Source organism: Xanthomonas sp. SI, assembly GCF_014236855.1.
Classification (GTDB): Bacteria; Pseudomonadota; Gammaproteobacteria; order Xanthomonadales; family Xanthomonadaceae; genus Xanthomonas_A.
Genome location: NZ_CP051261.1, coordinates 879,043 through 900,290, shown reverse-complemented (window position 1 = coordinate 900,290; position 21,248 = coordinate 879,043). Strand labels below are relative to the sequence as shown.

General features: G+C 67.5%; 11 protein-coding genes. 2 read left to right on the top strand and 9 right to left on the bottom strand.

Annotation, left to right across the window (positions count from 1 at the left end; all coding sequences use genetic code 11):
• Positions 1-2: 2 nt before the first annotated feature.
• The 7 genes from HEP75_RS03895 to HEP75_RS03865 all read right to left on the bottom strand — a co-directional run bounded on the left by HEP75_RS03895 (position 3) and on the right by HEP75_RS03865 (position 12,469).
• Positions 3-1,070, bottom strand: coding sequence for a LacI family DNA-binding transcriptional regulator (locus tag HEP75_RS03895; RefSeq protein WP_058360639.1), 1,068 nt, complete (start codon positions 1,068-1,070; stop codon positions 3-5).
• A 42-nt stretch (positions 1,071-1,112) separates the two neighbouring features.
• Complete coding sequence (locus HEP75_RS03890) at positions 1,113-2,393, bottom strand: sugar MFS transporter (RefSeq protein WP_185825523.1); 1,281 nt, start codon at positions 2,391-2,393, stop codon at positions 1,113-1,115.
• A 36-nt stretch (positions 2,394-2,429) separates the two neighbouring features.
• On the bottom strand, positions 2,430-3,152 hold the full coding sequence (locus tag HEP75_RS03885; RefSeq protein ID WP_179568040.1) for a GntR family transcriptional regulator: 723 nt from the start codon (positions 3,150-3,152) through the stop codon (positions 2,430-2,432).
• Positions 3,153-3,256: 104 nt separating this feature from the next.
• Positions 3,257-4,411, bottom strand: a complete 1,155-nt coding sequence (locus tag HEP75_RS03880; RefSeq protein WP_185825522.1) for a heparan-alpha-glucosaminide N-acetyltransferase domain-containing protein — start codon at positions 4,409-4,411, stop codon at positions 3,257-3,259.
• The gene (locus tag HEP75_RS03875; RefSeq protein ID WP_255424072.1) at positions 4,408-6,660 is read right to left on the bottom strand and encodes an alpha-N-acetylglucosaminidase; all 2,253 of its coding nucleotides are present in this window, start codon (positions 6,658-6,660) and stop codon (positions 4,408-4,410) included. Before HEP75_RS03875 ends, HEP75_RS03880 begins: the two co-directional genes overlap by 4 nt.
• A gap of 106 nt (positions 6,661-6,766) precedes the next feature.
• A complete protein-coding gene (gene galA / locus HEP75_RS03870; protein ID WP_185825520.1) occupies positions 6,767-9,658 on the bottom strand; it encodes a beta-galactosidase GalA in 2,892 nt (963 codons plus the stop codon).
• A 111-nt stretch (positions 9,659-9,769) separates the two neighbouring features.
• Positions 9,770-12,469: a TonB-dependent receptor gene (locus HEP75_RS03865; RefSeq protein ID WP_185825519.1), complete on the bottom strand. Its 2,700-nt coding sequence runs from the start codon at positions 12,467-12,469 to the stop codon at positions 9,770-9,772.
• A gap of 731 nt (positions 12,470-13,200) precedes the next feature.
• On the opposite strand from HEP75_RS03865, the gene HEP75_RS03860 reads away from it, so the two are divergent.
• Together HEP75_RS03860 and HEP75_RS03855 are read left to right on the top strand one after the other, a co-directional pair.
• On the top strand, positions 13,201-13,434 hold the full coding sequence (locus HEP75_RS03860; protein ID WP_185825518.1) for a hypothetical protein: 234 nt from the start codon (positions 13,201-13,203) through the stop codon (positions 13,432-13,434).
• A gap of 174 nt (positions 13,435-13,608) precedes the next feature.
• Entirely contained in the window at positions 13,609-16,239 is a 2,631-nt protein-coding gene (locus HEP75_RS03855) for a TonB-dependent receptor (protein ID WP_185825517.1), read from the top strand.
• A 189-nt stretch (positions 16,240-16,428) separates the two neighbouring features.
• Here the strand turns inward: HEP75_RS03855 and HEP75_RS03850 are convergent, their stop codons facing one another.
• Positions 16,429-17,670 (bottom strand): histidine-type phosphatase, encoded by a 1,242-nt coding sequence (locus tag HEP75_RS03850; protein ID WP_185825516.1) that lies wholly within the window; start codon positions 17,668-17,670, stop codon positions 16,429-16,431.
• Positions 17,671-17,973: 303 nt separating this feature from the next.
• On the bottom strand, positions 17,974-20,787 hold the full coding sequence (locus HEP75_RS03845) for a TonB-dependent receptor (protein WP_185825515.1): 2,814 nt from the start codon (positions 20,785-20,787) through the stop codon (positions 17,974-17,976).
• Between the last annotated feature and the right edge of the window lie 461 nt (positions 20,788-21,248).

The window sequence follows — 21,248 nt, the reverse complement described above, 5'->3', positions numbered from 1 at the left end:
GGTCATGTGGGATCGGGGGAAGGAGAGCGGCGGGAATGCGGCTGCATCGGCGCGGTGGAGCCGCGCACCACCAGCTGCGGCACGAAGCCCTGGTTGTGCATCGGCGCCGGATGGTCTTCGTAGGCGTCGCTGCGCAGCTGGCTGATCAGCAGCCGGGCGGCGTGGCGCGCGATGTCTTCGGTGGCCTGCTTGGCGGTGGTCAGCGCCGGCCACGACTGGCGCGAGAACGGGCTGTCCTCGAAGCCGGCGATGGACAGGTCGTAGGGCACGTTCATGCCCGCCGACTTGGCCGCGGCCAGCACGCCGGCGGCGATCTCGTCGTTGGAACCGAAGATCGCGGTCGGCGGCTCGCGCAGCGCCAGCAATCGCCGCGCGCCGCGGAAGCCATCGTCGAAGGTGTAGTCGCCGGGCACCACCAGGTGCTTGTCCAGGGTGATGCCGTAGTCCTTCAGCGCCGCCTCGTAGCCGGCGTAGCGCTCGCCGCTGGAGCGGTGCGAGGTGCCGCCCCACAGGAAGCCGATGCGCTGGTGGCCGAGCTGGATCAGGTGTTCGGTGACCTCGTAGGCGGCATCGCGGTCGTCGACGTAGACGCAGGGGCCGTCCTTGGGATCTTCGGTGGCGGCGATGATGCGCACGGTCTTGATCCCGCGCGCGGTCAGCGCCGCGACCAGTTCGGCGCGCTCGGACATCGGCGCGGTCAGCACCAGCCCGGCCAGGCGCGAGCGCTGGGTCCATTCGGCCAGCTCCTCGGCCAGCATCGGCGAGGTCGAATCGCAGGGATGGATCTGCAGGCCGAAGCCGGTCTCGCGGCACGCCGCCAGCACGCCGTTCTGCACGCCGATGATGTGGTACGGATTGGGGTTGTCGTACACCAGCCCGATCACGAACGGGGTGCCGCTGCGCAGGTTGCGCGCCGACGGATCCGGTTCGTAGTCCAGCTCGGCGATGGCGTGCAGCACGCGCGCGCGCGTGGCCTGCATCACCGACGGTTCGTTGTTGATGACCCGCGACACGGTCTTCAACGATACCCGCGCCCGCTCGGCGACATCTTTGATGGTGGGTCTACGCATACTGCGGTCCTGCACGTCGGGAAGTACGCCCATGATGCGCGATCACGCGCGGGCGGAGGCTTGACCGGCGCGGTGGCCGACCAGGGAATAGAACAGGATGTACAGGTAGCACGGCACCATCAGCAGCAGGAACACCAGCTGGAAATCGAAGTGCTGCTTCAGCACCGCGAACAGCTGCGGGATGATCGCGCCGCCGGCGATGCCCATCACCAGCAAGGCCGAACCGATCTCGGTGTGGCGGCCCAGGCCCTTGATCGCCAGCGGGAAGATCGCCGGCCACATCATCGCGTTGGCGAAGCCGAGCGCGGCGACGAAGCCCACCGACACGTAGCCGTGGGTGAAGTAGGCGCCGGCCGAGAACAGCACGCCCAGCACTGCAGACACGCTCAGGTAGCGCGCCTGCGAGATCAGCGTCGGGATCAGCAACAGGCCGGCCACGTAGCCGGCCAGCATCGCCGCCAGGGTGTAGGAGGTGAACAGCTTGGTCTCGTCCAGCGGCAGGTGGAAACCGTTGCCGTAGGTGCCGATCGCATCGCCGGCCATCACTTCCACGCCCACGTACACGAACAGGCACAGCACGCCCAGCCACAGGTGCGGGAACTGGAAGATGCTGGTCTTCTGCGCGGCGCTGCCGGCGCCGACCGGCGTGGCGTTGACTTCCGACGCCTTCAGTTCCGGCAGCGGCGAGAACAGCACGCCGATCGCCACCACCACCAGCACACCGGCCATCACCAGGTACGGCAGGTGGATCTTGGCGGCGAACGCGGTGAGCAGCGCTTCCTTGGCCACCGGGTCGGCGGCCTGCACCTGCGTGGCCAGGTCGCCGACGCCGTGCAGCACCAGCGTGCCGATCAGGAACGGCGCCAGGATGCCGGCGATCTTGTTGCAGATGCCCATCATCGCGATGCGCCGCGCCGCGCTCTCGATCGGGCCGAGGATGCTGATGTACGGGTTGATCGCGGTCTGCAGCAGGGCCAGGCCGCTGCCGATCACGAACAGACCGGTCAGTGCGCCTGCATAGAAACGCTGCGTGGCGAACTGGCCGAACGCCGCCGCGCCCACCGCCATCACCACCAGGCTCAGCGCCAGGCCCTTCTTCATGCCGGTGCGCTTGAGGATCCACGACGACGGCAGCGCCAGGAAGAAGTACGACAGGTAGAACACCATCAGCACCAGGAACGCGTTGACCTCGTTGAGGTCGAACGCCAGCCGCACGAAGGTGATCAGCGGGCCGTTGATCCAGGTGAAGAAGCCGATGATGAAGAACAGCAGCCCGACGATGGCGATCGAGGCGAAGGGACTGGCAGGCCGTGCGGTGGTCATGGGCGGGCGGGCTCCGGAAGCGCGTGGGTCGGTCGATCAGCGTCGCAGTTCGGCGACGAAGTCGTAATAGTCGTTGTGGCAATAGGTGTCGGTCAGCTCGATCGCGCTGCCGTCGCGGGTGTAGCCGACCCGCACCACGTGCAGGATCGCCTCGCCCTCCTTCATGCCCAGGTGCCCGGCCAGCCGCGCCGGCAGGTTGATCGCACGGAAGTACTGCAGCGCGCGCACCACCGGGGTGCCCTGCGCGTCCAGGTAGGCGTACAGCGAATCGCCGATGGCCAGCGGATCGGGCACGGTGCGCTGCGGCAGCACCGCTTTCTCGTAGGCCATGACCCGGCCGTCGGCGCTGCGCAGGCGGGTCAGCGACGCCACCACGGTATCGGGCGACAGGCCCAGGCGCAGGATCTCTTCGCCGTGCGCCGGGCGCACGCGCCGCTCCAGCCAGCGCGTGCCCGGCTCCAGGCCCTTCATGCGCAGGGTTTCGCTGAAGCTGGCCAGACCACTGAGCTGGTGCTGGATGTGCGAGGTGATGAAGGTGCCGGCGCCCTGCCGGCGCGAGACCAGGCCCTGTTCGACCAGCGCGTCCACCGCCTGGCGCAGGGTCACCCGCGACACTTGCAGTTGCTCGCACAGCTGGCGTTCGGCAGGCAGGGCCTCGCCCGGCTTCCATTGGCCGCCCTTGATTGCCTCCACCAGCTTGCTGGCCAGTTGCAGGTACAGCGGGGTCGGCGCGCTCGGGTCCACGGCCAAGCCGGCCAGTCTGGGGTCGGCTTCCGGCTTGGGCTTGGTCATCGTGCTCCCTCCGGACCGTATGGATTCATTATGTCCAATATAGTACCAATCTGCGGCCTGTGCACGCCGGGTCAGAGCCGCAGGTACAGCCGCCGCCGGTCCATCCACCAGCCCATCGCCCAGCACAGCAGGGTGTAGGCCAGGGCACAGGCCAGGCTACCCCAGGGTCCCGGCAGCAGCCGCTGGAACACCGCGATGCCCACCCATTGGTACAGGTCCATTCCACTGGCGCCGGCCGGAACCAGCCGCAGGCTGATCACGAACAATTCGGAGAACAGGTAAATCGCCAATGGATTGCGTCCGAGCACGGTGAAGAAGCCGCTGCCGGCCCGCCACTGGCGTACCTCGATCGCCCACAGCAGCGCACCCAGCAGCAACAGGTCCAGGCCCACGGTCAGCAGCACGAACGAACTGGTCCACAGCTTCTTGGCCAGCGGGAACCACGGCTGCCAGGCCAGGGCAAGCAGCGCCAGCGCGATGCCGGCCAGCAGCAGCCAGCGCACCGTGCGTGCCTGCTTGCCGACACGGCGCACGTACAGGCCGGTCAGGTAGCCGGCGATGACATTCACCGTGGCCGGCAGCGTGCCGAGCAAGCCTTCCGGATCGAAGCCGCCGTCCTTGCGGTACAGCTGCGCCGGATCCAGCAGCCACAGGTCCAGGCGCGTGCCGGCGTTGCCGAGCTTGCTCAGTTCCGCGCCCGGCTGGCCCCACAGATACAGCGCCGCCCAGTAGCCGAGCAGCAGCGCGACGCAGGCGGCCAGCAGCCCGCGCGGCGGCAGCCAGCGGCACAGCAGCGCCCCCAGCGCGTAGCACAGCGCAATGCGCTGCAACACGCCCGGCACCCGGGTCTGGTCGATCGCGGTGAAGCTCCAGCTGCCGTCGGCGCCCTGGTGCACGAACGGAAACCAGTACATCAGGAAGCCGAGCAGGAAGATCAGCGCGCTGCGCTTGCCGATCCGGCGCAGGAACGCGCCGAGCGGCTGGCCGCGGTCCAGCGCGAAGCTCATCGCGTTGCCGACCGCGAACAGGAACGACGGGAACACCAGATCGGCGGCGGTGAAGCCGAACCACGGCGTGTGCCGCAACTGCACGAACGCATCGGCGCCGGCCCCGGGCGTGTTGACCAGGATCATCAGGAAGATGGTCAGGCCGCGGAACACGTCCAGCGACAGGAAGCGTTCGCGCGACGGCGCCACGGCGGGGATGCTCACGGAAGCGGCGCTCATCGGGCATCCACCTGTTGCAGCAGCGTACGCACCGCGGCGACCGGGTCGGCCGGCGCTTGTCGCGTGTATGGAGTGTCCCGCTTCACCCAGGCCTGCTCCCATGCGCGCAATCGCTGCTGCAACGCTGCCTCGTCCACGCTGCCGCCGCTGACGGCGGCGTCGCGCAGCGCCTGCATCGCCAGCGCCCAGCGCGGCAGGTAGTAGTCGGCGTACATGCCCTGCCAGGCCTTGGACGCGTAGTCGCCGAGATTGCCCTCGCCGCCCCACACGCTGACCTGCGCCTTGGCGTCGCGCCGGTAGTAGGCCGCGTCCTGCGGCGTCTTCGCATAGCCTTCGGCATCGCCGAGCCAGCTCGACAGGGTTTCCTGCTGGCCGCCGACCAGGCCGTCGAGCTGCTGCACCGCCGCCTGCACACGGGCGAAGGCGGCATCGCCGGCGGCGACGTCGCCGCGCTTGTACGCGGCCACCGCCTGCTGCAACTGCGCATCCACGCTGCCGGTCGCGTAGTGGCGGGCGAAGTCGACCAGGTCGTAGCGGTACAACGGCGCGTCGGCGTACTCCGGCGCCAGCGCCAGCAACTGGTCCAGCGCGCGGCGCAGGCGCGGCGGATCGCCGGGGGCGCCTTCGAATTCGCCGATGTCCAGCGTCGGCCGCTTGAACAGCAGGTAGGCGCCAGCCCGGCTGCGCCACCAGCGCGGCGTCCAGTAGCGCGTGGACAGCACCGAGGCCTGCAGATCGTCCCAGGCCGCGCGCAATGCCGGCGAAGTGTGTCCATAGCGGGCGCGGGTGTAGTCGCCGAGCCAGTCCTGCAGCGAACGCTCCTGCCCGCCCCAGGCCAGCGCGTACATGTACTCGTAGACCACCGAGTTGTTGTGCAGGCCTTCGGGGAACGCGCCGAAGCCGACCAGTTGCTGCTTGTCCTTGTCGGCGAGCAGCCCGCGCAGGTCGTCGCGGTAGAACGCCAGGTCGCCGTAGACCGGATTGCTGCCGCCGTAGTTGTGCACGTAGCCGTAGATCCACTGCTTGCCGTCGAACGCGTCGGACAGTTTCCAGGTGCCCGGATAGCGATCGTTGCCGATGTCCAGCACCAGCAGCTTGTCGTTGGGCACCTCGCGCAGGAACGCGGCGATCGCCTGCGGCGTCCAGAAATGGCGATCGGCGCCAAACAGCCAGCCCTGCATCACCCACACCGCGTCGGGATTGGCGCGATGGATCGATTCGTACAGCGCGCGGCCGTAATCGGCCAGGCGCTTGTCGCGCTGCGCCGGCGACACCTCGGGCGGCGCAGTCTTGGCGGTGTTGGCGGTGCTGTCGCCGTAGCTGGCCAGGCGCGCGTCGCTGCCGTCGGCGGCGATCGGCGGTAGCATTTCGTTGAACGCATCGGCCAGGTAATAGGTGCCCTTGCCGTAGGTGCGGTCGTAGAGCTGGATGAAACGCTGCGCGATTTTGGCGAACAACGGATCGGCCGGATCCAGCCAATAGGTTTCGTGGAAGCCTTCCCAGGCGCGCATGCGGTAGATGCGCGCCTGCGGATGCGCCTGCGCGAACGCCTTCGGCACGTAGCCAGCGAAGGCCGGCAGCACCGGCTTCATGCCCAGCGCGCGCATGCGCTGCAGGATGCGCTGCTGCAGCGCGTGCTTGTCCTCGATCCACTGCTGCGGCAGCGGCGCGTCGTAGCCTTCGATGTTGCCCATGCGCTGCCACGGCGCGAACGCCGGGCCGGAGAAATACTGCGCCAGGTCCGCTTCGCTCACCCCGAACTCGCGCCACAGCGCCTGCCACACGTAGTCCTGGCCTTCCATCGCCAGCGGCATGTCGATGCCGTGCAGCGCCATCCAGTCGATCTCGCGCTCCCAGCGCGCCCAGTCCCACCACGGCGTGGTGTAGCCGTAGGTGCAGACATTGAGATAGGCGCGATAGGCGAACGGCGTGACCACGCGCTGCCCGCTGAAATCGGCATAGGCCGCAGGCAACGCGACCCGGCTGCCCTCCCAGCTCACCGAGGCGGCGCCGATCGATTGCAGATAGCTGTACGCGCCATGCGCCAGCGCCACTTCCGAGGAACCGGACACGCGCAGCGTGCCGGCCTCGGCGGCGACCTGATACCAGTCGTTGCCGCTGCCGCGCGGCTGCCGTTGCAGGGTCAGCGCGGCGGCGCGCGGGCCGAGCGTACGCAGCAGCACGCCGCGTGCGGCGTCGGCCTGCGTGTCCTGAGCTGGTGCCGCAACCGCGGCCGGCACCAGCAGCATGCAGGCCAGCAGCAACACGGCTCGCGCGGAAATCGGCAACGCGCGTACGAGGCGCATCCAGGCACCCGCGTGCGGGAAGGCATGGCGGAAAACTCGCTTCATTCGGTCAATACTCCACTATCGCGACATCGTCGAAGCCGAAAGGCATTCCGGCCGTCACCTGCATCACCACCGCCAGCACGCGTTCGCCGTCCGCGGGCGGCAAGCGCAGGTGCGCATGCTGCCCCGCGGCCACGCGCGCGACCAGTTTCCGGTCCAGATACACCTGCGCCGCGCCGGTCGCGCGACCCAGTCGCAGCACGCCGCCGCGCTGCTGGATCCCGGCCCACGGCGTGAACGCGGTGCGGTACAGCACATAACCATCGCGCTCGGCGCGCGTTTCCAGGTTGCCCGGCTGGCAGAAGCTCCAGCTGTTGTTGTCGTTGGGCGCGCGCGGCAGCGCCGGATCCGGCGGCGCGGCGAACGGCAGCGTGCGCCGCCAGCCGGGCACCACCATCGCCGCAGCGGCCGGCGGCAGCGACGGCGGCAAGGCCACCGCATCCAGGCCGATCGTGACCTGTGCAGCCCGCAGCCCCGGCGCGCGCGCCTCGATGCGCAGCCGACGCTGGCCAGTGCCGGCCTCGACGATGGCCTGCGCCAGGCCGTTGAACAACTGCACCTGCGGCACGTTGTCGGCCGCATGTCGATTCGGATCGCCGTTGCCGACGCCGAGCAGGCGCCCGCCTTCGACCTGCAGCGCGATCTGCGCATCGGCGAACGGCACGTGGCGGCCCTGCGCGTCCACCGCTTCCAGGGTGATCGGCTGCGCATCGCGGCCATCGCCGCGCATCCGCGCGCGGTCCGCGGTCAGCCGCAGCGCGACCGGCGCACCGACCGTCTGCACCCGCTGCCGCGCCACTTCGCGGCCGTCGCGATAGGCCACCGCCTCCAGCACGCCCGGCACGTACGTCACCTGCCAGGCGTTCATTTCGATCCGGTCCACCGCCTGCCGCCCCTGCGACTGCCCGTTGAGCCACAGCTCCACCTGCTGCGCATTGCAGAACGCCATCACCTTGATCGGCGTGCCTTCGCGGCCCGGCCAGTTCCAGTGCGGCAGCAGCTGCAGCACCGGCGCATCGTCGATCCACTGCGCCTGGCGCAGCCAGTAGGCGCCTTTCGGAAAACCGCACAGATCCATGATGCCGAAGAACGAGGACACCGATGGCCATTCGAACGGAGTCGGCTCGCCGCGGTAGTCGAATCCGGTCCAGACGAAACCGCCGGCCAGATAGGGGCGCTCGTCGATCAGTTTCCAGGACGTGCGATGGGTGTTGCCCCACGGCGCGGCGACCGAATCGTCCTCGGCGGTCACGTGCGCGTCCATGTCGGTGAACCAGGCGCCGCGGGTCTGAAACGCGCTGGTGTCCTCGCTCGACAGCAGCGGCTTGTGCGGCATCGCCGCGCGCACCCGGTCGTAGTTGAACTGGCGGTAGTTGAAGCCGACCACGTCCACCGCATCGGCGGCGTTGCGCTGGGTCAGCATGCCGTCGTTCATCGCCGCGGTCACCGGGCGGCTGTCGTCCAGTTCGCGCACCAGCGCCACTGCGCGACGCACCATCTGGTAGCCGGCGACGGTGCCCTGCATCGGCTCCTCGTTGAACACCGACCACAGGAACACGCAGGCGCGGTTGCGGTCGCGACGCACCAGCCAGCGCAATTGCGCGGCGTAGTCCGGCGCCGGATTGAACACCCGGTTCTCGGCCATCACCAGCATGCCCAGGCGATCGCACACGTCGAGCAGTTCGCTGGCCACCGCGTGGTGCAGGCGGATCGCATTGCAGCCCAGCTGCTTGAGCCGGCGGATGCGAAACTCCAGCAGGCTGTCGGGCACCGCCACGCCGACCCCGGCATGGTCCTGGTGCAGGCAGGCGCCCTTGATCTTCAGCGGCCGCTCGTTGAGGAAGAAGCCCTGTTGCGCATCGAAGCGCAGCGTGCGAAAACCGATCGCGCATTCGCGGCGGTCGCGCTCGCGGCCCGCGCTGCGCAGCACCGCCGCGACCCGGTACAGATTCGGCGCGGCCACGTCCCAGCGTTGCGGCTGCCGCACCTGCAGTTCGACCTGCGCCACCGCCTGCGCCAGCGCGCCCACCTGCAGCGCGCTGCTGCCCTGCGCCATCAGCGTGCCGTGCGCGTCGTACAGCGCCACCTCCAGCAGCGCCGCGCCGGCCTGTTCGCCAGTATTGGCGACGGTGACCGCAACCGGCAGCGTCCAATGTTCGTTGTCGCCGATCCGTGGCACCGCGTGCACGCCATCGCCGACGATATGCAGCGCATCGCGCACCGCCAGCCAGGTGTGCCGGTAGATGCCCGCGCCTTCGTACCACCAGCCGTCCATCGCCTCGGCATCCACACGCACCGCGATGCTGTTGAGGTCCTGGCCGTAGCGCGCGATCGCGCTCAGGTCGATGGCGAACCCGTCGTAGCCGCTCCAGCTGCGCGCCATCAGCAAGCCGTTGACCCACACCGTGGCACGGCTGGAAATGCCGTCGAAACGCAGCTCCAACGCCTTGCCGCGCTGCGCCTCGTCCAGCCGCAGGCTGCGCCGGTACCAGGCGATGCCGCGGCGGCGATAGCCCTGCGCCACGTTGGCGCTGGCCTCGATCGGCTGCTCGATGGCGAAATCGTACGGCAGTCGCAGTTGCCGCCATTGGCTGTCGTCGAAATCGCCCGCAGCCGCGCCCCAGGCCTTGCCGGCCTTGGCGTTGTCGTAGCTGGCGTCCTGGCCGATGACCGGCGGGAACGGGATATCGCCTTCGTGGAAACGCCAGCCCTCGTCCAGGCACAGCAGGCCGGGATCGACCGCCAGCGTCAGCGCCGGCACCGCCGCTGCGGCAGTGCCGGTGCCGGTAACGGTGCCGGCCATGCCGGCATCCGCCGCGCTGCCCGCCCAACTCAACTGCGGCGCCGCCAGCAGCAGGCCGGCGCCCGCGCCGCCCGCCAGGAATTCTCGTCGTTGCATGCGCTTGCCCTAGAACCTGTGAATGCGATCGGGAGAGGCCACGTTGCCATGCCCGGCGCCAGCGCGGCGCCGGGCAGGCTGCGGACTAACCTGCAAGCGACCGCACCGCCGTCACAGGATGTCCCACTGCATCGACACGTAGAAGCTGCGGCCGGTGACGCCGGTCATCTGCCAGCGGTCGCTGATGTCCTTGTACGCCTCTTCCTTCTTGTCGGTCAGGTTGAGTCCGCCGAGCTGGAAGCTGAGCTTGTCGGTGGCCTGGTAGCCGAGCACCGCGTCGAGCTGGGTGCGCGCCTTCATGGTGTGGCCTTCGCGAGCGAAGAAGCTGTCGCTGCTGTCCTGCTCGTACTCGCTGCGGTGGTTCAGCGACAGCCGCGCGGAGAACATCGCGTTTTCCCAGTAGCCGGTGGCGTTCCAGGTCTTCTCCGACAGGTTGCGGATCTGGAAGTCGGTATCGCGCTGCGGGAGTACCCGGGTGAAGTTGGCGGTCAGGCCGAAGCCCTGGATCGGCAGCCACGCATCGAACGACTGCGTCCAGCCCAACTCGTAGCCCTTGATCTTGACCTTGCTCGGATCATTCCGGGTGGCGGTGATCTCATAGATGTTGCCGCTGCCGTCCACGCAATCGCCGGAGCTGTTGCTGGACAGCGCCGCACCGTTGAACGTGGTCGGGCACACGATGCTGTTGAAGGTGCCGTTCTTGACCTGCTTCCAGAAGCCGGCCAGGGTCAGGCCGCCGCCTTGGCCGTAGTACCACTCCAGGCTGAGGTCGGCCTGGTTGGCGGTCAGCGCCTTCAGGTCGGTCTGGCCCAGCGACACGTCGTAGGTGGTGGTGCCGCCGGTGTTGCTGCCCGAGGAGAAGGTGCTGGCGATGGCGGTGTTGCTGTCCAGGATCGGCCGCACCAGCACCTTGCCGGCGGCGAAGCGCAGCAGCAGGTCCTCGCGCATGTCCAGCACCAGGTTCAGGCTCGGCAGCCAGTTGTGGTAGTCGTACGGCGCGCGTTCGGTGCCGATCACCTCGTTGGCGTCCTCGCTGTACTGCGAGGCGGTGGTCAGGTAGGTGTCGGTGGTGCGCTTGGTGTTCTCGTAGCGCACGCCGACATTGCCGCGCAGGCGCATGCTGCCCAGTTCGGTGTCGATCTTGGCCAACGCGTAGGCGGAGAAGATGTCGTTGCGGATGTGGTAGCTGGCCTGCGGTGCGAACAGCACCGGCACGGTGATGCCGGAGGCGGCCAGCGCCTCGGCGTAGGCGTACACGTCCGGCGCCACCCAGTCGGCCTGCGAGGCCAGGTTGCCGTCGAGGAAGTTGCTGACGCTGGAACTGGCCGCCGACAGTTCCGGGAACATCGCGTAGCCGGAGACCGCGCCGGAGTTGATCAGGTACAGGAAATCGCGGCGCCAGACGTTGCGGTCGAAGGTTTCGCGGCGGAACTTGGTGCCGAACTTCACCGAGTCCAGGAAGCCGGCGCCGACATAGCGCTCGGCATCGAACTGCAGCGACCATTCCTTGTTGCTGAGCTTGGTGATCGCGCCGTTGGGGTATTCGTCGCGCACCAGGTTGGCCTGGTTCCAGGCGCTGGCGTCGTTGGCGTCGGCATCGGTGGTCAGCGAGATCGCGCCGGGGTTGGACATGTCGAACAACGTCGCCGACGGCTTGCGGCCGAGGATCACCGCGCGCTCGTCCTCGTCGGTCTTGCCTTCGGTGTAGTTGGCCACGCCGCTGAAGGTCCACGCATCGCCCTTCCACTTCGCGTCCCAGGTCAGCAGCTGCGAGGTGAGATCGTGGCGCTCGAGCTGGCGGTTGTTCTCCAGCCAGTAGTTGGACGCCGACACCTTGGTCGCGGTCAGGCCGTCGGTCTCCAGCACGTTCAGGGAATTGCGCTCGAAGGAATAGACCAACTGGTTCATGTCGTTGTCGGTCTTGTCCTGCGAGTACAGCGCAGTCAGGTTCATCTCCAGCCGGTCGTTCGGTTTCCACTGCAGGCCGGCGGTGAGCATCTTGCGGTCGGTCTCGCGCTCGATCGAGCGGTAGCGCGGACGGCGCGGGATGTACAAGGTGCCGTCGTCGGTGTCCTGGGTGAACCAGCGGTCGATCCACAGGTAGTCGGCACGGTCCTTGAGCTTCTGGTAACCGGCGTTGACGAACACGCCCAGTTGGCCGCCATCGGCGAGCTGGAACTGGTCGATGTAGGTGAGCACCGCCTTCGGCGTCGGCGCGCCACCGGCGAATTCGGAGTACTGCTCCTTCGCCGACAGCAGCAGCTTGCGCTCCTTGTAGTCCAGTGGCTTGGTGGTCTCGATGTTGACCGTGCCCGAGAGCCCGCCGGCATCCATGTCCGCCGACGGCGACTTGATCACCTCGATCGCCGCGGCCACTTCCGGCTGGATGATGTCGTAGCGGAAACCGTCGGTGAAATCGGCGCTCTTGATGGTCTGGCCGTTGATCGTGGTGGCCGAATACTGCGGGCCCAGGCCGCGGATGCTGATGGTCGAGCCGCGGCCGTTGATGGTGGAGATCTGCACGCCGGGAATGCGCTGGATCGCCTCGGCGATGTTCTCGGCCGGGAACTTGCCGATGTCCTCGGAAGAGATGCCGTCGGTCATGCGCGCGTCTTCGCGCTTGTTGTCCAGCGCGGTGATCAGGCTCTTTTGATAGGAGCTGGTGACGGTGACCGTGTCGAGCTGGGAGATCGCATCGGATGCGGGCGCTTGCTGCGCCTGCGCTCCGGCACTGAGCAGGCCGAACGCGATGGCGCTGGCGAGGACGGACATGGAACAACAGTGCGGACGGGAGCGGGCGGCATGTGGCATGGGCTAATCCTGGTTGATGGCTGGTCGGCACGGCACGTCTGACATCCAGCGGCAGCGATCGGCAGGCAGCACCCTCCATTGCGCCCGACGCGACGCGCAGGGCGATGCCGTCCGTGCGGGCACGGAGTCGATGGAACGTGCTGTCTGTTGCTGCGCCTCGTGTTGCGGAAGGCGCGTCCCCGTCCCTACCCCGGAGCGGGCGATTGCATGCTGCTGGCTGATCGACCCGAATTGGCAAAGACCAATTCCAGGCGCCTCGATTCTTATGGTCTTAGAAAGATTGTGTCAACGCCGCAATACACACAATTTGCAAATGGCGCCTGGACTTGTCGCGGATTTCGAAAAATATTATTTATTATCAACCACTTGAAGATTTAAAATATTTTGTATGGGTTCAATTTCACGTATCGTTGTCACGATACCTATGACGCACCAATTCTACGAATGAGACCAATTTTGTGCGTCGCGACATGATTGCGCCGCGTTCTCATTTGCGCGCCGCCGCCGCCGCCCCGGTGCTCCGCATAACCCGTTGATGTAGCTGTCTTTCAGCGATTCCAGGCGACCGCGGCCAAGCGCAGGCCTGGGTGACGCAGCGCGAAACCAGCACCAGACGAATTTTCCGGACAAGACTTGACATCGTTGTCATAGCCTCGTAAGAATCGGCACACACGGGGGTGGGGCCGCGCATACGCGGCGCAAAAGCGGGGCATGGGAGGCATGTGATCGCAATGGTCCGTACGCACGAATCGTGTGCCGCACTCGGCACGCCGTTGCAACACCCGACGCCGTTGCGCGCCCTGTGCGCCATCGGGGTCGGCGCGCCGGTACTGGTGCACGCCGCGGCGGCCGGCATCGCCCTGGCCAGCACCCCCCGGCCGCATCCGTATCGTTTCCAGCTCGACAGCTCGACGCAGCGCGTCCCGTACCACGGCAGAACGCTGCGCCTGGCATTGCACGCATAAGCGAAAGAACCGGCCGCCCTCGGGCGGGAGATTGCAGCCAGCCACACCCCGCATCACCGCACGCAGCAGCACAGCAGGCATCAGCACCGCAGGCAGTAAGGCAACAGGCAGAGCCGGCACGCAGCGCAACGCTCGCGCGCCGCGTCGACCCATTGAATGATGAGGAGAGACATCATGCAATACCGCCATTCCGTCTTGTCCGCAGCAATCCTCGCCACCCTGGCCTTTTCCGCGCAGGCGCAGCAAGCCGGTGGCGACGCCACCGATCTGGACGCGGTCCAGGTCGTGGGCATCCGCGCCAGCCTGGAAAAATCGCTGGACACCAAGCGCAACAACGTCACCGTGTCCGAGGCGATCACCGCCGAGGACATCGGCAAGTTCCCCAGCACCAACGTCGCCGAAGCGTTCGCGCAGATTCCCGGCGTCACCATCGACCGCCGCTTCGGCCAGGGCGAACGGGTCAGCATCGACGGCACCGACCCCAGCCTCAACCTGTCGTTCCTGGACGGCCACCCGGTGGCGCAGGCGATCTGGCTGTACGGCGAGCAGCCCAACCGCGGTTTCGACTACACCCTGCTGTCCCCGCAGATCCTGGGCCGGGCGGAGATCGTCAAATCCTCCGAGGCACGGCTGGTCGAAGGCAGCCTCGGCGGCACCGTGCTGATGCACAGCCGGCAGCCGCTGGACCTGAAGGCCAACGAGATCGCCGGCTCGGTCGGCTACAGCTACAGCCAGCAGGCCAGCGAGGGGAAGCCCAACGCCTCGCTACTGTACAGCTGGAAGAACCCGCAGCAGACCTTCGGCATCGCGGTGTCCGCGCAGCACTACGAGGAGCGCGTCGATCGCCAGGGCATGGAGGTGTTCGGCTACGCCAAGGCCGCGGCCTTCGGCAACGCCGGCGGCGTGCCGGCCGATGCCGACGTGCCCAACTCGGTCAACGCGGCCTGGTTCCAGCAGGACCGCAAGCGCGACAGCGCCGTGGTCAACCTGCAGCTCAAGCCCAGCGATGCGCTGGAGTTCAACCTCAGCGGCCTGTACATCAAGGAGAACTTCGACAACTACAACCAGTCGATGTACAGCTTCCTGACCTGGAACCAGGGCACCATCGACGCGGTGGACGCGCTCGGCAGCGTGCGCAACGGCGTGGTCGGCAGCGGCCATTCCGGCGCCAACGCCAATGCCGGCGGCGGCACGGTGATCTACGACAACAACGTGCGCCAATCGGAAGTCGTCACCAAGGGCATCGACCTGCGCGGCGCGTTCCGCGGCGAAGGCTGGGGCGTGAGCGGCCAGATCGGCCAGAGCAAGTCGGACAACAAGGACCTGTCGCAATACTTCATCGAGCCGTTCTACAACGGCGGCTTCAGCTGGGACCTGCAGCGCGGCATCCGCTTCGACGATGCAGCCGGCGCGCGCGACCCGGCCAACTGGGGTTCGGCCGGCGGCTGGTTCGGCAACAACGGCATCTTCGCCACGCACAGCAAGGACCGCTATGGGCAACTGGATTTCAACCTGCAGTTCGACAGCGTGTTCAACCAGTTGCTGTTCGGCGTGCGCCAGGGCAAGCACGACGAAGACTTCACCTTGAACGTGTACGGCGGCGTCACCCCCGGCACCCTGGCCGACGTGGGCACGATCGGCCTGACCGACATCCAGGGCTTCTATCCCGACCAGGGCCGGCATGTGCAGGCCGGCCGCGGCAACGTCATCGACTGGATCCGCAACAGCCCGGTGGACTACGCCGATCCCGACCCGGCCAGCTACCTCAACAACAGCTGGGCATTGCAGCAGACCAACAATGCCGCCTACGTGCAGCTGAATTTTTCCAACGGCGGCCTGCGCGGCAACCTCGGCGTGCGTTACGTGGATTCCAAGACCGAAGGCAGCGGCTTCGTCTACAGCGGCACGCCGACGCTGGACGACTTGGACAGCAAATGGCAGACCCGCACCCGCAAGGAACACTTCCTGCTGCCGTCGTTGAACCTGGCCTACGACACCGACACCGACTGGGTGTTCCGCTTCGCCGCGGGCAAGGTGATCGCGTGGGCGCCGTACAACCAGATGGTCAACAACACTTTCTTGAACGACACCACGCTCACCGGCAGCGGCGGCAATGCGGCGCTGTCGCCGTACGAATCGTGGAACTTCAACCTGTCGGCCGAGTACTACTTCGCGCAACAGGCGGTGGTGGCCTGGTCGCTGTTCTACAAGAAGATCGACAACTACATCGACACTTCGGCCACGATCGAGCGCCAATACAATTCGATCCGCGACACCTCGCCGCAGACCTGGGCGCAGATGCTGGGCAGCAACGGCTGCAGCGCCGACGGCTATTGCGACTACAGCATCCAGCGCCCGCGCAACGCCGGCGACGGCAAGGTCAAGGGCTTCACCCTCGCCTATCAGCAGCCGTTCGGCAGCAGCGGCTTCGGCCTCACCGCCAACTACACCTATGCCAACGGCGAGAACAACACCGGCGACCGCCTGCCCTACCAGTCGCGCAACAGCGTGGCCTTCAGCCCGTACTACGAGAAGGGGCCGTGGAACGCGCGTATCAGCTTGAACTGGCGCGACAGCTATCTGGCCGGCGGCTACGTCGCCGGCGCCGCGCCAGCCAGTGTCGACGACTACACCGACCTGGGCGCGAGCATCGGCTATGCGATCAGCGACCAGTGGTCGCTGCAGGTGGACGCGCAGAACCTGCTGGACGAAGAGTACTTCCAGTACCTGGGCGACAAGGACCACCCGGCCGGACGCTACAAGAACGGCCGCCGCTACATGGCCACGCTGCACTTCAAGTTCTGAGCGCGATCGGGGTCGGCAATCACGCGGTTGTAGGAGCGGCTTCAGCCGCGACCGGGCGTCACCGGGAATGCCCTGGTCGCGGCTGAAGCCGCTCCTACACAGGCGGTGGCGACCGCACGCTATGCCGTCACCCGATACGCCTCATGCCAGCGTCAGCGCAGCGCACGCACCCGCCGCAGCGGCGCCAGCTCAGCCGCGCCGCTGCAACGCTTCCTGCAACACCTTCTGGAACTGCTGCAGTGTGCACAGCTGGGTCTTGGGGTCACTGCAGCCGGGCACATGCAAGGTCTGCAGCAGCGGCGGCTTGCGCAGGCTCAGCGGGGTCAGCGTGCGCAGCTGGTCCAGCGATTGCGCCTGGTAGCGCAGGCGCACGTAGCGCTGGCCGCTGCGCGCGTCGCGCAGTTGCTCGAGCACCAGCGCGCCGCCCGGCGGCGAATCGTCCCGGCCGAAGCCGGGCAGATGGAAGTGCAGGTCGAGCAAGCCGCTGAGCGCGGCGATATGGGTATCGCTGGCGACGAGCACGCTCAGCTTCGGCGCGTCCGCCACGCCCAGCGTGTCCAGCACCCGCCGCGCCAGCGGCGCGCCGGCGCGCGCGGCCATGTACTGCGGCCGCGCGTAGATCTCGAACAGCAGCGCATGCAGTCGCGACACCACGCCGATGCGTGCGCGGGTGGCGCGGCCCCAGCCCACCTGGTCCAGCGGCAGGCCTTCGGCGTATTGCAGGATGAACACTTCGGCGGTGCCGGAGGTCAGGTCCAGCGGACCGTGCATGGCGATGCCGCGGCCATTGCCGCTGGCGCTCAGCGACGACGGCATCTGCGCGAAATCGCAGTCCTTGGCGCTGCAGCCGAGGATCTGCCGCATCGTGCGCAGTTCCTTCGCGTAGGGCGCGAGCACCGCGCCCGGGCCGCCGGTCTGGCGCTGGATCGACGCCACCGCGGCGTCCGCGCCGAAGTCCACCGCACCGGCCTCGACCGGACGGAACAGCGGATCGTCGCTACCTTGCGGCTGATGCCCGGCCTGCAGCCCGCAGCCCGGGGCCAGCGTCTCGGCCAGGATCTGCGCGCTGACGATGGTGCGCTGGTCGGTGTTGGCGTAGACGCTGACCGCGCCGTCGGCGGGGCAGCCGGCGGCCGGCAGCACGCCGTCGCGGACCAGCCATTGCCGGGTGTAGTCGCCGCTCAGCTGCACGGCCACGCGGCCGTGCGCGGTGAGCAGGCTCGCCGGCGTGTTCCACACCGGCCACGGACGGTCGGCCAATGCCGCCGCCGCGGCCTCGCCGTCCAGCGGCGCACGCACGCCGTGGCGGAACAGCATCACCACCTGCTCGACCTGCAATTGCGGCGCAGACGCTTCGCGTGCAGGCCGCGCCTGCGCGCCGGCGGTCGCCGCCAGCGCTACCAACAGCATCCAACGCATCCGCTTGCTCATCGTCTATCCAGGAAAAAGGAGAAAAAGAAGTCACTCGTTGCACCACACGCATCGCCGGGCATGCCGACTCGATTGCAACGCAAGTCCACGGCGATGGCGAGTCGGTCGCCAAGCCCTTACAGAAAAGGCGGAAACGGCGGCGTCATCGCCGCCGCTCCGCTGCACATCCAACGCCACTACCGGCTACGTGCGCCGGCAGTCATACGCCCGCGCCACGCGTCGGCTAACTGCATGCACGCCGAAACGCGTCGCGGCGACATGCCGCGACGCGCGAGGGAAGCCGGCCTGTGCGAGGCCGCCGGCTCAGAACGTGTACTTCACCGTCAGCAGGCTGGTGCGCCCGGCATCCACGATGTCCGAGATCGCGGTGCTGTTGCGGCCGACGTGCGCCCAGTAGCTCAGGCGATTGGTCAGGTTGGCCACCGACAGGTCGGCGCGCAGGTGCTCGTTCACCGCGTAACCCACGTGCAGGTCGACGCGAGTGATCGGCTTCACCCACAGGTCGTCCCAGCTGGCGCCCTGGTCCAGGTAGTCGTAGGCCGACACGTATTCGCCCGAGTAGTGGTAGCTCAGGTTCACCGACAGCGGCCCCTTCTCGTAGAACAGTTCGGCATTGGCCATCAGGTCCGGTGCGTTCTGGATACGCTCGTCGTGGAAGCCGGTCATGCCCAGGTCGACGCGGGTGGACTGGCGGGTGACGTTGGCGCCGATGCCGAAGCCGTCCAGCGGCGCCGGCATGCCCTGCAGTGTCTGTCGCACCGCTGCTTCCACGCCCAGCACCTTGCCGTCGCCACCGTTCTGCGGACGCACGTAGCGCACGCCGCTGGCGTCGGTGTTGGCGCCGGCATTGGCCGCGTCCGAACCGTTCTCGTAGATGTAGTCGGACAGGCGCTTGTAGTAGCCGGCCAGCATCGCGTGGCCGCCGACGCCGTTGTCCCATTCGCCGGAGACGTCGACGTTGACCGCCTTGATCGGCTTCAGGTCGGGATTGCCTTCGGTGATGGTGGTCTTGCCGTCGCTGGACACGTCGTAGTTGGAGCCGCCGCCGAGCTGCACGAACGCCGGACGCGTGTAACTGGTCCACACCGAGGCGCGGTACACCGCGTTGGCGTTGCCGGGGCGGTAGTTCAGGAACACGCTGGGCAGCGGCACGTCGTAGCTGGTGTGGTTGTTCTGGAAGTAGCCGGCCAGCTCGTTGCCGCCGCTGTCCTTGGGCATCGTCCAGTAGGTGTTGCGGATGCGGGTCTGTTCGAAACGCACGCCGGGGATGATCTCCAAGTCGCCGGTCTTGAACGTGGCCATCGCATACGCCGCGGCCACTGCCTCGGTGCCGCGCATGGTCGCGCAGTTCTGGTTGTTGATCGCCAGGCTGCCGCAGGTATCGAAGCTGCCCGGGGCCAGGTACTTGGCGATCGATGCCTTCAGCGCCGAGTTGCTCAGCTTGACCGTCGGGTAGTCGTACTTGCCCGGATACACAGAGTCGTAGCTGCCGCTGACCAGGCCGGTGTTCTCCAGCAAGGTGCCGTCGGTGAACTTGGCGGTGGTCCAGTCGCGCGAGGTGTATTCGCGCGAGCTGTCCACGTACTTCACGCCGAACTGCAGGCTGCTCAGCGCGCCCTCGTCGAAATCGTAGCGTGCGTCGAACTTGGCGCCGCCCTTCTTCTGCCCGCTGTAGGACTTGGTCAGCTGGCCGTGGCGGCGCGCGTACAGGCTGCCGATGTCGTCGGCCTGGTTCTGCATTGCGGCGGTCAGCTGCGGCACCGGGAATCCTTCGCTGTCGTAGCCGATGAAGCTGTTGGCTCCGTACGGAAACTGGGTGGACGTGTATTGATCCACGCGCGCGGAGACTTCGATGTGGTCCGGGCGATCGTTGTCGCCGTAGCCGTAGAACAGGTTCGGCGACAGCGTCCAGTTGCCGAGCTGCTTGTCGGCGCCGAACTGGAACGTGGCGATGTCGGCCACTTCCGGATTGGTCTCGTACCAGTAGCGCACCGCGACGCGATTGATCTGCGGCTGGTACACGCCGCTGCTGCCGATCTGGGTGTAGCTGACGCTGGCCGGCACGAACTGCGTGTAGCCGGTGTTCTGCTCGGTCTTGGCGTAGGCGTAGGTGGCCCGCGCATACAGCTGCAGGCTCGGATCCACATGCCAGTCGAAGGAGACGTTGCCGCCGTAGCGCTTGGTGTCGCCGCCGGAATAGCCGATGTTGGTGCCGGTGGACTGCAGCGAATCTTCCGCGTCGTAGCCGGACGCCAGTGCGCCCTTGGCGGTGGTGCGGGCGAATTCCCACGAGCCGTCGTTGCGCGCGGCGGAGGCGCTGGCCACTTCGCTGTTCACGTAGTGGCGCTCGTCGTAATAGGCGCTGGCATAGATGCCGAACTGGTGCTCGCTGCCGAACTTGGCATGGAACTCGCCGGCCGCTCCCTTGCCCAGGCCGCTCTCGTCGTAGTCGCGGGCACGGCTTTCCATGCGCCCGCTGGCGGTGATGCTGCCGCCGATCGCGTCGCTGTAGTCGAAGCCGCTGGGAGTGCGGTAGTCGATGGTGCCGCCGATCGCATCGCCGTCCATCGCCGCGGTCGAGGTCTTGTTCAACACGATGGTCTGCAGGCCGGACGGCGGCAGCAGGCTCAGCTGCACGCTGCGGCTGTACGGCATGCCCTGGGCGACGTTGACGCCGTTGATCAGGTTGACGTTGTATTCGGCGTTGAGGCCGCGCACCGAGGCGAACATGCCCTCGCCGCGCGCGGCGCCGTCGACGCCGCCGAAATACGACTGTCCGGTGTTGACCACGTTGACGCCCGGCAGCAGGCCCAGCGCCTCGGCGATGTTGTGCACGGCGGTGTACTTCAGGTCGTCGGCAGAGAGCACGTTGGCGGTGTTGCTGGCCGCCATCTGCATGTCGGCAGCGGTGTAGCGGTTCGCCGCGACGGTCACGGTCGACAGGGTCTGCGCGTTGCCTTTGGCGGCGGCCGGCGCGGTGTCGTCGCCGGCGTTGTTCTGCGCCTGCTGCTGCGCCGGGTCTTCGGCATGGGCGGCGGCGGCGAGGGCCAGGCTCAGGGCCAGGGCGATGGATCCGGCAAGCCGGTGCGGCCTGGCGCGGTGCGATGCGTGGTTCATGGACATTCCATCAGGACGTGGGGTGGTGTCCCGGCACGCGACGACGCCGCGGCCGGAGAAGGCAAAGCACTGCCCGTATCGCCGGCGTCGAGCCGGCAACTGGGCGAACATCTGGGGGAGTTCCGTGTCGGAGCTGAGCCGTGCGAACTGACGGCCCGTTAACAACTGCGGCGCAGTGTGTGCGTCGATGTTTACAGACGCGTGACGGAGTTCATAGGTGAACGGAATGCGATACGTCAGTGATGCATACATGTGCATATTGCAGGAGCGCATGGCTGCGGCGCCTTTGCCGCTGGCATCCGGCGCACCATAACGCCACTGTAGGAACGGCTTCAGCCGCGACGAACGAAGCGGCGGGCCTGACGGCGATGGAGGCTGTCGCGGCTGAAGCCGCTCCTACAATGCACCCGGACAGTCGCGACGCGCTCTACCGGTAGTGCGCGTCGCGACTGAAGTCGCTC